Annotated in this window: 13 protein-coding genes and 2 tRNA genes; 7 read left to right on the forward strand and 8 right to left on the reverse strand. The window is 53.0% G+C overall.

Annotated features, from left to right (window positions below):
- Position 1: 1 nt before the first annotated feature.
- The 5 genes from sufC (at position 2) to JHD74_RS07645 (ending at position 4,960) form a co-directional block, all read left to right on the forward strand.
- Positions 2–748 carry a Fe-S cluster assembly ATPase SufC gene (gene sufC / locus JHD74_RS07625; RefSeq protein ID WP_021804565.1) on the forward strand — a complete coding sequence of 249 codons (747 nt, stop codon included), beginning with the start codon at positions 2–4 and terminating at the stop codon, positions 746–748.
- Positions 723–2,009 (forward strand): Fe-S cluster assembly protein SufD, encoded by a 1,287-nt coding sequence (gene sufD / locus JHD74_RS07630; protein ID WP_199062308.1) that lies wholly within the window; start codon positions 723–725, stop codon positions 2,007–2,009. Before sufC ends, sufD begins: the two co-directional genes overlap by 26 nt.
- Complete coding sequence (gene sufS, locus JHD74_RS07635; protein WP_199062310.1) at positions 2,006–3,226, forward strand: cysteine desulfurase SufS; 1,221 nt, start codon at positions 2,006–2,008, stop codon at positions 3,224–3,226. Before sufD ends, sufS begins: the two co-directional genes overlap by 4 nt.
- Positions 3,227–3,243: 17 nt before the next feature.
- Positions 3,244–3,660, forward strand: coding sequence for a cysteine desulfuration protein SufE (gene sufE, locus JHD74_RS07640; RefSeq protein ID WP_199062312.1), 417 nt, complete (start codon positions 3,244–3,246; stop codon positions 3,658–3,660).
- Between the two features lie 280 nt (positions 3,661–3,940).
- Positions 3,941–4,960 carry a L,D-transpeptidase family protein gene (locus JHD74_RS07645; protein ID WP_024529891.1) on the forward strand — a complete coding sequence of 340 codons (1,020 nt, stop codon included), beginning with the start codon at positions 3,941–3,943 and terminating at the stop codon, positions 4,958–4,960.
- A gap of 152 nt (positions 4,961–5,112) precedes the next feature.
- On the opposite strand, the gene JHD74_RS07650 is transcribed toward JHD74_RS07645, so the two are convergent.
- The 6 genes from JHD74_RS07650 to JHD74_RS07675 all read right to left on the reverse strand — a co-directional run bounded on the left by JHD74_RS07650 (position 5,113) and on the right by JHD74_RS07675 (position 9,668).
- Positions 5,113–5,349, reverse strand: a complete 237-nt coding sequence (locus JHD74_RS07650) for a major outer membrane lipoprotein (protein ID WP_005165631.1) — start codon at positions 5,347–5,349, stop codon at positions 5,113–5,115.
- 307 nt (positions 5,350–5,656) lie between these two features.
- On the reverse strand, positions 5,657–7,069 hold the full coding sequence (gene pykF, locus JHD74_RS07655) for a pyruvate kinase PykF (protein ID WP_024529892.1): 1,413 nt from the start codon (positions 7,067–7,069) through the stop codon (positions 5,657–5,659).
- A 427-nt stretch (positions 7,070–7,496) separates the two neighbouring features.
- Complete coding sequence (locus tag JHD74_RS07660; protein WP_024529893.1) at positions 7,497–7,802, reverse strand: hypothetical protein; 306 nt, start codon at positions 7,800–7,802, stop codon at positions 7,497–7,499.
- 122 nt (positions 7,803–7,924) lie between these two features.
- Positions 7,925–8,001: transfer RNA gene (locus tag JHD74_RS07665), tRNA-Val, on the reverse strand.
- A gap of 21 nt (positions 8,002–8,022) precedes the next feature.
- Positions 8,023–8,099: transfer RNA gene (locus JHD74_RS07670), tRNA-Val, on the reverse strand.
- Between the two features lie 192 nt (positions 8,100–8,291).
- Positions 8,292–9,668, reverse strand: coding sequence for an MATE family efflux transporter (locus JHD74_RS07675; protein ID WP_024486164.1), 1,377 nt, complete (start codon positions 9,666–9,668; stop codon positions 8,292–8,294).
- Between the two features lie 278 nt (positions 9,669–9,946).
- On the opposite strand from JHD74_RS07675, the gene JHD74_RS07680 reads away from it, so the two are divergent.
- Positions 9,947–10,597, forward strand: a complete 651-nt coding sequence (locus JHD74_RS07680; RefSeq protein ID WP_024529894.1) for a riboflavin synthase — start codon at positions 9,947–9,949, stop codon at positions 10,595–10,597.
- A 36-nt stretch (positions 10,598–10,633) separates the two neighbouring features.
- Positions 10,634–10,927, forward strand: a complete 294-nt coding sequence (locus JHD74_RS07685; protein ID WP_024529895.1) for an I78 family peptidase inhibitor — start codon at positions 10,634–10,636, stop codon at positions 10,925–10,927.
- 40 nt (positions 10,928–10,967) lie between these two features.
- On the opposite strand, the gene cfa is transcribed toward JHD74_RS07685, so the two are convergent.
- Both cfa and punC read right to left on the reverse strand, forming a co-directional pair.
- Positions 10,968–12,119 carry a cyclopropane fatty acyl phospholipid synthase gene (cfa, locus tag JHD74_RS07690; protein ID WP_024529896.1) on the reverse strand — a complete coding sequence of 384 codons (1,152 nt, stop codon included), beginning with the start codon at positions 12,117–12,119 and terminating at the stop codon, positions 10,968–10,970.
- Between the two features lie 339 nt (positions 12,120–12,458).
- Positions 12,459–13,664 (reverse strand): purine nucleoside transporter PunC, encoded by a 1,206-nt coding sequence (gene punC / locus JHD74_RS07695; RefSeq protein WP_024529897.1) that lies wholly within the window; start codon positions 13,662–13,664, stop codon positions 12,459–12,461.
- Positions 13,665–13,693 lie beyond the last annotated feature (29 nt).

The following is a 13,693-nucleotide window of genomic DNA, read 5'->3' on the forward strand; positions in this document are numbered from 1 at the left end:
CATGTTAAGTATCAAGAATTTGCACGTCAGCGCCGAAGGTAATGAGATCCTCAAGGGGCTGAGCCTGGATATCAAACCCGGCGAAGTGCACGCCATTATGGGGCCCAACGGCTCTGGCAAAAGCACGCTTTCGGCCACGTTGGCTGGCCGGGAAGAGTATGAGGTCACCGCTGGGGAAGTGACGTTTAAAGGTAAAGATCTGCTGGAGCTGGCTCCTGAGGATCGGGCCGGTGAGGGCGTGTTCCTGGCATTCCAGTATCCGGTAGAGATCCCCGGCGTCAGCAACCATTTCTTCCTGCAGACCTCGGTGAATGCGGTGCGTAATTACCGCGGCCAAGAGGCGCTGGATCGCTTCGACTTCGCCGACTTTATCGAACAGAAGATCGAGTTGCTGAATATGCCAGCGGATCTGTTGACCCGTTCGGTCAACGTCGGTTTTTCCGGCGGCGAGAAGAAGCGCAACGACATCCTGCAAATGGCCGCGCTGGAGCCGGAGCTGTGCATTCTGGATGAAACGGACTCCGGGTTGGATATCGATGCCCTGAAGATCGTCGCCAACGGCGTCAATTCGCTGCGTGACGGCAAGCGCGCCTTTATTATTGTCACCCACTATCAGCGTATTCTCGATTACATCAAACCGGATTACGTTCACGTGCTTTCCCAGGGGCGCATAGTGAAATCCGGTGATTTCTCATTGGTGAAACAGTTGGAGGAGCAGGGCTATGGCTGGCTTTCCGACCAACAGTAGTTCACAGGCACTACAGCAGATGTACAGCCTGTTCGAAGCTCGCGGCGGCGAGCGTTCTGCGCATGCGTTAGCGCATTGGCAGCAGGCTTTGCGCCAAGGCTGGCCGACTCGCAAGCAGGAAAACTGGAAATATACTCCGTTGGAAGGCTTGCTGGAGCAGCAGTTTCTGGAGCCTGTAGACAACGTGCTCAGTGCGGAGCAGCGTGACAAGTTGGCGTTGAAGATCGATGCGTATCGCCTGGTGTTTGTCGATGGGCGCTTATGTTCACAACTGAGCGATGAGGATCTTGGCGACTACCGCTTGACCAGGGTGGCCTATGATGCGCCACTCACGCTGCCGGATCCGATCCAGCCTGAAATTTTCCTGCATTTGACAGAAAGCCTGGCACAGGAAACCAGCGTGATTAGCCTGGCGGCTGGCACAGATCCGGTTAAGCCCCTTTATCTGTTGCATATCAGCACCGGTCGCGAGCAGCCCGGAGAAGTGAATACGTTGCATCACCGGCATCATCTGGAGATTGCTAGTGGCGCACAAGCTTCGGTCATCGAACACTACACCAGCGTTAGCGCTGCGGCCCACTTTACCGGTGCGCGCCTGACCGTGACAGTGGGTGATAATGCCGAGCTGCATCATTGCAAACTGGCGTTTGAGAGCCAGGCCAGTTATCACTTTGCCCATAACGACCTGCTGGTTGGCCGCGATGCGCGGGTTAAAAGCGACAGCTTCCTGCTCGGGGCGGGGCTGACACGCCACCACACCAGTGCGCAGTTAAACGGTGAGGGGAGCAATCTGGTCATCAATAGTCTGGTGCTGCCCGTAGGTAAAGAGGTATGCGATACCCGTACCTATCTGGAACACAACAAAGGCTACTGCGAAAGCCGCCAACTGCACAAAACGGTGGTCAGCGATCGAGCCAAAGCGGTGTTTAACGGCATGATCAAGGTCGCGCAACACGCGATCAAAACCGACGGACAAATGAACAACCACAACCTGTTGTTGGGCAAGGTGGCGGAGGTAGATACCAAACCGCAGTTGGAAATCTACGCCGATGATGTCAAATGTAGCCACGGTGCCACCGTGGGCCGGATCGATGAAGAGCAACTGTTCTATCTGCAATCGCGCGGTATTGATAAGCACGCGGCGCAGCAGATGATCATCTTTGCCTTTGCCGCTGAACTGACGGAGGGCATTGCCGACCCGGTCATACGGGAGTTGGTGCTGGCTCGTATCGCCGATCGTTTACCCCAGGAGGCGGCATGAGTTATCCCCTGGAACGGATACGTAGTGATTTTCCCCTGCTGGCTCGGGAGGTAAATGGGCAACCGTTGGCTTATCTGGACAGTGCTGCGAGCGCGCAGAAACCGCAGAGCGTGATTGACCGCGAACTGGATTTCTACCGTCACGGTTATGCCGCGGTTCACCGCGGCATTCATACGTTGAGCGCCGAAGCTACCCAGCAGATGGAGGGCGTGCGTGAGCAAGTGGCGCGCTTTATCAACGCGGATTCTGCAGAAGAAATCGTGTTCGTCAAAGGTACTACCGAAGGCATTAATCTGGTAGCTAACAGCTTTGGCCGCCATTTGCTGACGGCGGGCGATAGCATCATCATCACCGAGATGGAGCACCACGCCAACATTGTGCCGTGGCAAATGTTGGCGCAAGAGCGTGGCATCACGCTGCGTGTTTGGCCATTGCAGCCAGACGGCACCTTGGATCTGGCGCAACTGCCGGGCCTGATCGATGCCTCCACCAAGCTGTTGGCGATCACCCAGGTATCGAACGTGCTCGGAACCGTCAACCCACTGCATAAGATCGTTCCCGTGGCCAAAGCGGCTGGGCTGAAGGTGCTGGTGGATGGCGCTCAGGCGGTGATGCATCAACGTATCGATGTCCAGGCGCTTGACTGTGATTTCTATGTGTTCTCCGGCCACAAGCTGTATGGGCCTAGCGGTATCGGCATTCTGTATGGTAAGCAAGCGTTGCTGGAACAGATGCCACCGTGGGAAGGTGGCGGCGCGATGATCCAACGGGTAAGCCTGACGCAAGGCACTACCTTTGCAGCGCCTCCCTGGCGTTTTGAGGCCGGTTCACCTAATACGGCAGGTATGATGGGGCTGGGAGCGGCCATCGACTATGTCGAGGCTCTGGGGCTGGAAAACATCCACGAGTACGAGCAATCTTTAATGCGCTACGCATTGGATGGATTGCAGCAGGTGCCAACGCTGAAGATCTATGGCCCCGCACAGCGTGCCGGCGTGATTGCCTTTAACCTGGGTGAACACCATGCCTACGATGTGGGCAGTTTCCTGGATCAATACGGCATTGCGATCCGAACCGGACACCACTGCGCCATGCCGCTGATGGAATTCTACCGGGTGCCAAGTATGTGCCGTGCCTCGCTGGCGTTGTACAATACCCGCCAGGAAGTGGATCGGCTGGTCGCCGGTTTGCAGCGCATCCACAGCTTGTTAGGCTAATCATTAAAGGGAGCCCCATGGCGCATTTGCCGGACAAAGATAAATTGGTGCGTAATTTTTCCCGCTGCCTGAACTGGGAAGAGAAGTACCTGTACGTAATCGAGCTGGGAAGCCAGTTGCCAGCGCTGGATGAACGCGAGCGGCAGGCGGCCAACCTGATTTCTGGCTGTCAAAGCCAGGTCTGGATCGTGATGAGCAACAATGCGCAAGGGCGTGTTGAGTTTCATGGTGATAGCGATGCCGCCATCGTCAAGGGGTTGCTGGCGGTGGTGTTTATTGTTTATCACCAGCTTACGCCGCAGCAAATTCTCGATCTGGATGTACGTCCATTCTTCGGCGAACTGGCCTTGAGCCAACATCTGACGCCTTCCCGTTCTCAAGGTTTGGAAGCGATGATCCGCGCTATTCGCAGTAAAGCGGCCCAGCTCGCCTGACCGGGCACCCAAGGCTTATTGATGACAGGTTATGTCAATGAGCCTTTACAATTCCTGCCAAGCTCCGCCTGTTTTCCGCAAATCATAGCTATTTCAGTCAGTTACTCGTTGACGATGCATTGACAATTCCTGTGTTTGATTACGTTATAACATGTTGATTTTTTACAATTTATTGCCTTTGACTCGGTTCTTGCTAATATCGAACGAGCATTTATCTTATTTACCTGCTGGCCAGCGACCGCTAGCCTTGCAATGAACCGTAAAATCAATAGGGATAAGAATGAAACGTGCGTTGACTCTAATGGGCGTGTTATTCGCCACCGTACTGACCGGCACCCAGGTCGCCAGTGCGAACGAATACCCATTGCCGCCGCCAGGCAGCCGTCTGATTGGTGAGAATACGATTTACAACGTGCCAAACGATGGCCGTTCGCTGGAAGCCATTGCGGCTGACTACAAGATTGGGCTGTTGGGCATGCTGGAAGCTAACCCGGGGACCGATCCCTATCTGCCTAAACCGGGGTCGGCGCTGACGATCCCGACACAGATGCTGCTGCCGGATACCCCACGTGAAGGAATTGTGGTCAATCTGGCAGAACTGCGCTTGTACTATTACCCGAAAGGGGAAGATAAGGTGATTGTCTATCCGATCGGTATTGGCCAGACCGGTATGAATACACCGTTGAAGGTGACCTCGGTCAGCCAGAAGATCCCGAATCCAACCTGGACACCCACCGCCAACATCCGCAAGCGCTACCAGTCACAGGGTGTGACTCTGCCTGCGGTAATACCGGCTGGGCCAGAGAATCCGATGGGGCTGTTTGCCATGCGTCTGGCCATGGGGCACGGTGAATACCTGATCCACGGCACCAATGCCAACTTTGGTATCGGGATGCGCGTGAGCTCGGGCTGTATCCGCCTGCGCCCGGACGATATCGAAGCGTTGTTCAACCAGGTGCCACAAGGCACCAGAGTGCAAATCGTCAATGAACCGGTGAAGGTCTCCGTGGAGCCAGACGGCAAACGCTATGTAGAAGTACATCAGCCATTGTCTAGAGTGGCCAGTGACGATCCCCAGACCATGCCTATCACGCTTTCTAAAAATCAGAAAGCCTTTGCTGCCGATCCACAAACCGATAAGGCAATGCTCGACAGCGCCATCGTACGGCGTTCAGGTATGCCGGTGCTGGTCAGTGTAGGGCAAGAGCCTTCTGAGGTCGCTACGCCGCCTACAGCGCTTCCTGGTGAGGGAGCTGACCCCTCTGGCGAGTCTGGTGCACCGATTAGCTCGGTGAACTGAGTTCCTGCATTGTGTAAGGGCGTGGTATACCCCTTGTGTCACCAATCTGAAGCCTGGCGTTGAGCCGGGCTTTTTTTTGCCTGCAAGGGGGCAAATGAGAGGCAAAAAAAAACGGTGCACAATGTGCACCGTTTTCAATAACCGAAGCTAACTTACTTTTTGTAAGCGTGTGCTTGGTTGTCCAGACGCTGGTTAGCGCGCGCTGCGTCGTCTTTAGCTGCTTGAACGTCAGAACGGATTGCGTTCACGTCGTTGCTCAGCTGATCAACTTTAGCGTTCAGAGTCTGAACGTCAGAAGACAGTTGATCGATTTTAGCGTTGCTTGAGCAGCCAGCCAGCATAGTAGAAGCCAGGATTACCGCGCCCAGTACCAGTTTAGTACGATTCATTATAACACCCTCTAGATTGAGTTAATCTCCATGTAGCGTTACAAGTATTACACAAACTTTTTTCGAAAGAGAATAAATTTTTTGTATTAAGGCCCTTTATTTTGATCGTTCGCTCAAACTTGCATCTTGTTTTGCAAAATAGTTAAAAAATCGAAGGAAAACAGCCTGATTCTATGGGACAACTCTCAAATGAAATTGGCGAAATAAACCGCTTTAATGGTTGCGTTTTTCTGAAAGTGCGGTATTGCAGATAAAAAAAACGCCGCTTAGCGGCGTTTGGGTCACAGATTTGTTGTCACGTTTATTATTACAGCACGTGAACCGAGGCAGTATTGGTGGTGCCGCTTGGTACCAGAGCACCAGAAACCATCACCACGACGTCGCCTTTCTGTGCCAGGCCGCTCGCCAAAGCAACTTCTTTACCAATGCGGTAGAAGTCGTCGGTAGAAGCGATTTCTTTGACCATCTGAGTGGTGATACCTTTGCTCAGGATCAACTGACGAGCAGTGACTTCGTTAGTCGTCAGCGCCAGGATCACGGCGTTAGGGAAGTACTTACGCACGGATTTGGCCGACTTGCCGCCGCTGGTAGCCACCACGATCAGTGGTGCGTCCAGTTTTTCGGCAGTTTCTACCGCACCGCGGCACACCGCTTCAGTAATACGCAGTTTACGGTTGTCGTTCAGGGTGTCGATACGGCTAGGCATCACGCGGTCGGTACGTTCGCAGATGGTTGCCATGATGGTGACGGCTTCCAGCGGGTATTTACCCTTGGCGCTTTCACCAGACAGCATCACCGCATCGGTACCGTCCAGGATGGCGTTGGCAACGTCACCAGCTTCTGCACGGGTAGGGCGCGGGTTCTTGATCATAGAATCCAGCATCTGGGTAGCGGTGATAACCACTTTGCGTGCGCGGTTACACTTCTCGATCATCATCTTCTGCGCGAAGATCACTTCTTCTACCGGGATTTCAACACCCAGATCGCCACGGGCAACCATGATGCCGTCAGATGCTTCGAGGATCTCGTCGAAGTTGTTCAGGCCTTCCTGGTTTTCGATCTTGGAGATGATCTGAATGTTTTCGCCGCCATGAGCCTTCAGGTGCTCACGGATTTCCAGCACGTCGGAACGCTTACGGATAAAGGAAGCCGCAACGAAGTCTACGCCTTGCTCACAACCGAAGATCAGGTCACGTTTGTCTTTTTCGGCCAGCGCTGGCAGCTGAATGGAAACACCTGGCAGGTTAACGCCTTTGTTTTCGCCCAGATCGCCGCTGTTCAGTACCTTACAGATCACTTCGCTTTCGGTAACCGCAGTCACTTCCATACCGATCAGGCCATCATCCACCAGTACGGTGTTGCCAATTTTCAGGTCGGCAGCAAAGCCAGGGTAGGTCACCGCAACGCGCTCTTTGTTACCGATAACGCTCTGGTCGGTGGTGAAGGTGAAGGTCTGGCCTGCAACCAGGGCTGCATCAACGCCGCCTTCCAGCTTCATGGTACGGATTTCCGGGCCTTTGGTATCGAGCAGGATACCGGCGTTTATACCGGTTTTGGCAATGACCGCACGCATGTTCTTGATGCGGTTACCGTGTTCTTCATAATCGCCGTGGGAGAAGTTAAGGCGCATTACGTTCATGCCCGCGTTCAGCAGGCTGGTCAGCATTTCTTCCGACTCGGTTTTCGGGCCGATAGTACAAACAATTTTGGTCTTTTTCATGACGATTTTTTCTGCAAGTTGTGATGGATAATAAAACTAACGGTACCGGCGGCTAGGCCATCGGTAAGGGATTTGGGTTGTGCCTGGCAATGCAAAACATAGTTAAGGATAGGTGACCTTGGTCGAAATGGGGTGGAAAAATTCGGCCGATGCCCAGGTGTGGGTAGGCTGCGCAAAAAGCGAGGATGAGAATTTGTTGTAATTGCGTTTTCGCAGATCAAGGGCTGAAACCATTCAACTGAAAGACGTTGCGCATTATAAGGCTATGCGGCTGGAAACAAAACAAAAAACCGCAGTCGCGGGCAGTTTTGTACATAAAGTCAGCAAATGTGGCGCAAATAAGCCGCCTGCCAGCGGGTTTGTTGCGCAAATAGCATTACTGTAACGGATTATGTTTTCGAAAAATAAAGTGACGGACTTCACATTTTCAAACGTTTTGCTGGATTTCCAGCAGGACTCCGTCATCCAGACAGAAACAGCCAAATACGGTAGCGGCAGGGATCGCCAACGTTTCCTGGGCTATCAGAGTATGCACATCGCTGCCGACGGTGAACTCGAAGATCCCAGAAAGGATGCGGATTTGCTGGGGATAGGGGCGTTTTTGCAGTTGGTCGAAGGTGCCTGCGGCAAATTTGACTTCCCAGGCGGTGCTCCCATCGCTCATTAGCCCTTGGCGGCGGGCGAGGCCATTGTCGAGTTGTTCGAACGGCAGCTGTGATTTAAAAACCGACATCAAAATTACCTCCATCAGGATACTGCGCTGATGATACGCGACGGGCCGACGCTCTGTCCGGTATTACTGTTAAATTGGGTTACCGTTAGGCGAGAGATAATACTGGGAAGCGAAACAAGAAGTGGTGCGTCCGAATGGACTCGAACCATCGACCCCCACCATGTCAAGGTGGTGCTCTAACCAACTGAGCTACGGACGCACTGGGCTACTTTCAGGAATTTGGTGCGTCTGAATGGACTCGAACCATCGACCCCCACCATGTCAAGGTGGTGCTCTAACCAACTGAGCTACAGACGCATCTTTTTCCTCTCTGTCATGGCTGACAGCGGGGACGAATATTAACGAGCAACCTGGCCGCTGGCAAGGGGAAAAACGCAATTTTATTTGGTATTTCACGCGATTGCTGAGCTTATGTGCAGTAAGGTGGTTTTTTCTGCAATGGCTGGCGAGGAACTCGCCGGTTTGCCTGAGACAAACCGGCGAACGCTATTAACGAGTGGAACGCTGCAAAATCAACGCCGGAGGCTGGCGCTGTAACCAACGCATCCGCAATACCATCATGATGGCGGCAAAGGTCAGACCGATAATAAAGCCGAACCAGAATCCGCTTGGCCCCATTGCCGGCACGATGTAGTCCGTCAGCGCCAGCAGGTAGCCGCTTGGCAATCCGAGAACCCAATAGGCCACAAAGGTGATGTAGAAGATCGCCCTGGTATCTTTATAGCCCCGCAGAATACCGCTACCGATAACCTGGATGGAGTCGGATATCTGGTAAATCGCCGCCAGCAGCATCAGATGGGAGGCCATGGTCACGACCGCAGGGTTATCGTTATACAGCAGGGCGATAGACTCGCGGAACGCGGCGGTGAACAACGCCGAGCAACTGGCCATGGCGATGCCGACGGCAATCGCCGCATAGGCGGCAATCCGAGCGCCCTCTACCGATCCTTCGCCCAGACGGTGTCCCACGCGAATGGTGGCCCCAACGCCGAGCGATAGCGGCAGTACAAACATCAGTGAACTGAAGTTCAGGGCAATCTGGTGTCCGGCAACCGCGACGATACCCAGCGGTGAAACCAGTAATGCCACCACGGCAAACAGCGTCACTTCAAAGAACAAGGCCAGGGCAACTGGTAGGCCAATGCCGATCAGGCGTTTTAACGCCTGCCAGTCCGGACCACGATGTGCACCTTCCTCCAGCTTGATATCCCGCAGCGAGGACGCACGTTTGGCATACCAGCGCATCATCAGGAACATCATCCAATACACGCTGGCGGTAGCGACACCACAACCAACGCCGCCCATTTCCGGCATGCCAAACTTGCCGAAAATCAATATGTAGTTGATCGGGATGTTGATCAACAGACCCAAAAAGCCTATTACCATGCCGGGCTTGGTTTTGGATAGGCCTTCACATTGGCCACGGACGACCTGGAAGAACAAATAGCCGGGTGCTCCCCACATAATGGCATGGAGGAAACCAACGGCTTTTTCAGCCAGCAGCGGATCGATGTTGTGCATCATGTCGATCACCAACTGGCTGTTATAAATCACGGCGATAATCAGTAGTGAAACCCCAGATGCCAGCCAAAAGCCCTGGCGCACCTGATACGCGATACGATCGCGGCGGCCCGCGCCGTTGAGCTGGGCGATTACCGGGGTCAAGGCCAGCAGTAAACCGTGGCCGAACAGGATGGTCGGCAGCCAGATAGAGGTCCCGACGGCAACGGCGGCCATATCCGTGGCGCTATAAGAGCCAGCCATGATGGTATCGACCACGCCCATTGCGGTTTGGGATATTTGCGCGATGATGACCGGAATTGCGAGGGCCAATAAACTACGCGCCTCAATAAAGTACTTCTGCACGTATACACCTTTCTAATTATTTATGGGGAAGGGGTGTTGCTGCATCAGCAACAACTAAAAACTGCGGAATATGCCGAAAAGATTGTACCTGCTAGTCGGGGTTAAGCAAAGGTTGTAAAGAAATAGTTATACTCGTCGTCTTGTAACTAAAGTGCTGTTAGCCCCAGAGCATAAACTAGGCAGGCACCGCTTTTTTACCGTTGTGCGTTTGGTTTTCTGCCGTAACTGGGGCAAACTGCTTACAGCGCGTTGAACATAGTCATAAAGAAGAGGCCAACATGTTTACCGGTATCGTACAAGGCACCGCCCCGCTGGTTGCCGTTGATGAAAAACCCAACTTCCGTACCCACGTTGTTGAAATGCCTGATGAGTTGTTACCAGGGCTGGAGTTGGGGGCCTCGGTAGCCCACAACGGCTGCTGCCTGACCGTCACGGAGATTGCAGGCAATCGCGTCAGCTTTGACCTGATCAAAGAGACCCTGCGGTTGACCAATCTTGGCGATCTTAAACTGGGTGATGTAGTCAATCTGGAAAGAGCAGCCAAGTTTAACGATGAAATCGGCGGGCACCTGATGTCCGGGCATATTATCTGTACTGCGGAAGTCACCAAGATCTATACCTCGGAAAATAATCGCCAGATCTGGCTGCGTATGCCGAATATCGATTTGATGAAATATGTGCTGCATAAGGGTTTTATCGGCATCGACGGCATTAGCCTGACCATAGGTGAGGTGGTCAATAACCGTTTCTGTGTGCATTTGATCCCGGAAACCCTTGAGCGCACCACGCTAGGTAAAAAGCGCCTGGGCGATAAGGTCAATATAGAAATCGATCCGCAAACTCAGGCGGTGGTGGATACCGTCGAGCGCGTGTTGGCTAATCGTGAGGCTGCGTTAGCTGTTACCAAGCCGCCAGTACCCAAAGCCTGAGAACCCTGTACCGATAACCCTATATAGGAGCCAAACGTGAAGTTTTATAGAAAAACGATGATGTTAGCGGCGCTGTTGGCGCTGACCGCCTGTTCAAGCTCCCCGGAACAGGCGAACTCACAGTCTGCCGAGGCTGAAGACGATACCTGTGGTGCGGCGCAGTATCAGAATTATGTGGGTAAACCGCTGTCTGCGTTGGATGGGGTCAATATTCCTCAGCAGGTACGGACTATTCCTTATAACTCTATGGTAACCATGGACTTCAATCTAAAGCGCTTGAACTTCCTGGGTGACAGTGAAGACAAAATCATTCGCGTTTATTGCGGTTGATTATCCTTTACCCCAACCCTGTGGGTTGGGGTAAAGGATTTTAGCGGGGAACTCGCAGGCCACCTTCGACGCCTTTAGGGCTGAATACCACCTGCCAAAGTTGAATATCGCGAGCGCGGAACGCCCCGGCACAGGCATTAAGGTAATAACTGAACATCCTTTCGAAACGTTCGGAATAGCGCGATGCCAGCTGTGGCCAGCTCTGTTTGAAGCGTTCATACCAGGCCATCAGAGTACGATCGTAATCTGCGCCGATATTATGCCAATCTTCCATGACGAAACGGCCTTCGCTGGCCTGGGCAATATGCTTCACTGACGGCAGGCAACCGTTGGGGAAGATATATTTATTGATCCACGGATCAACGTTCATATCGGTTTCGTTGGAGCCAATGGTATGCAACAGGAAAATGCCATCGGGTTTTAAATTACGTTCCACCACCTCGAAATAGGTGCGGTAGTTCTTCGGCCCAACGTGTTCGAACATGCCAACCGAGACGATGCGGTCAAACTGCTGGTAGAGATCGCGGTAATCCTGCAGCAGAATTTCTACGTCCAGCCCGGCACAGCGTTCTTGCGCCATTTTCTGCTGTTCGGCGGAGATGGTGACCCCTACCATGGAAACGCCGTAGTGCCTGGCCGCATAAGCAGACAGGCCGCCCCAGCCACAACCGATGTCCAATACCCGCATGCCGGGCTGCAGGTGCAGTTTTTCGCAAATCAACCGAAGTTTAGCTTCTTGTGCTTCTTCCAACGTAGTGGCCTGTTGCCAATAGCCACAGGAATATTGCATGTAGGGATCCAGCATCTGGGTAAACAAATCGTTACCCAGATCGTAATGCTCTTTACCAACGATCCAGGCACGTTTTTGGGATTGCAAATTGGTCAGGCGAGCGGCGGCAATACGCAAGATATCCTTCAGGTGGTGGGGCAGTTTCTTTTCCAGGCCAGCTGCGACAACCCGCTGAAAAAATATGTCCAGCCGTTCGCACTCCCACCAACCGTCCATATAGCTTTCACCCAGCCCCAGGGAGCCGTCTTGCAGTACGCGTTTAAAGAAATTGGGATTATTGATCTGAATATCGAAAGGGCGTGAACCATTGATTTCAATACCGGCCATGCTAAGCATTTCATGAGCGATACGATACCAATGGTTATCCTGGATGCTCAGATCTTCTATACACGATGAACTCATAGCTTCTCCATCACCTTCTTCTGACTTATGATCCTGCAGAATTTAGCGTAGACAATTTCTACAGGGGCATACGTATACCTACGGTAAAATTTCACCGTGGTGTCTGATATCCGACTGGAACAGAGGAAATTTAAGAGACTCCCTGCGTCAAAGAACGCGGGTAAATGCTACCTTAAATAAAGTGTGATGCCATCCACGTACGCAGCAGTTGCTGCAATAAGAGCTTAGTATAACTGTTATTCTAAAAGGTCGTTTTGAGTATAGGCTTGCCGAGGCGTAGACTCAACTGCAAATCGCGCTCGGCAAGAATTTTCATTAAGTGACTATTTACAAGGAGAATTATGAGACGGAGTCGGCACGCTCCTGCCGTGTTACCTGCGTATCATCCGTTCCTTTCCCACGTTGGATCAGATAGCCCAAGGCTGCTAAAAATACGGTAGCAACCATTACGCTAGCCGTGGCTAACAGCGGTTGGGCGATAAATGCCGAAACCAACAGGCTGGCGATAAAGCATAACCCCAACTGCAACGTATTTTGCAGCGCAGCGGCTTTGCCACTGTTGTTGGGGAAGGGCATCAATGCATTGGCCACTAGAATAGGATAGCTGGCACCGTTTACTAGCGCCATAAAGCAGAACGGTATCAACAGCGTGGTCAACGTTGGTTCGCTCAACGTGGCAATCAGATACAACGCCACCATGCTAACGCCATAAGCTAACAGCAACCACGGCAGCAAGGTTTTGCCAGAAATGCGATTTAACGCGCTACGGCAGCTGTAACCCCCTAATAAGAAAGCCAGTGTTTGCGGCACATAGCTCAAACCAATATCGTTTGGGCTATACCCCATATCGCCGAGGATAAAGGGTGAACCCGTCAGCCAGGCGAAGAAGCCGGCAGAGCAGGCGGCAAAAACCATCACGTTGCCGCTGAATACCGGGGATTTCAAAATCTGCATAAAGCCAAGTCTTGGCTTCTTATCGGCGGAAGGTACCAGTCTGCTGCGGTCTTTCAGCAGTAAAGTGGGGATCAGCAGCAGGGCGGTAATCCCCAGCAGCACGGCGAAGATGGCCCGCCAGCCCATATGGTTGAGCAACCAGGCACCCAGCAGCGGGGCCAACGCTGGAGAGAGGGCGACCAGTGGCATAATGGAAGCGAAAACGCGGTTGGCTTTGCCATCGCGGTAGCGATCGACCACGATCGCCTGCCAGGTGACGGCGGCGGAACACACGCCAATGGCTTGAATAAAGCGCAGTGACCACAGTTGTGCCACGTTCTCGACCCACAGCATACCGAGACAGCCGAAGGCGAACAGTGCAAGGCCAATCAATAACACGGGCTTACGGCCAATACGGTCTGACAGCGGCCCCCACAGCAACTGGGCGAAGGCAAAGCCCGCCAGGAAGATGCTCAGGCTGGCGCTGATCGCCCCAGCGGAGATTTGCAGATCCTGCTGCATTGCCCCAAAGGCGGGCAGGTACATATCGGTAGCCAGATAGCCCAACATACTCAGGCCAGCCAGGTAGAACATAAATCCAAAATTTCGCATTGCTATTTCTCGTTAAAATTATGCTGTCG

It is taken from the genome of Serratia sp. ASV30, assembly GCF_016428815.1.
Lineage (GTDB): Bacteria > Pseudomonadota > Gammaproteobacteria > Enterobacterales > Enterobacteriaceae > Chania > Chania fonticola_C.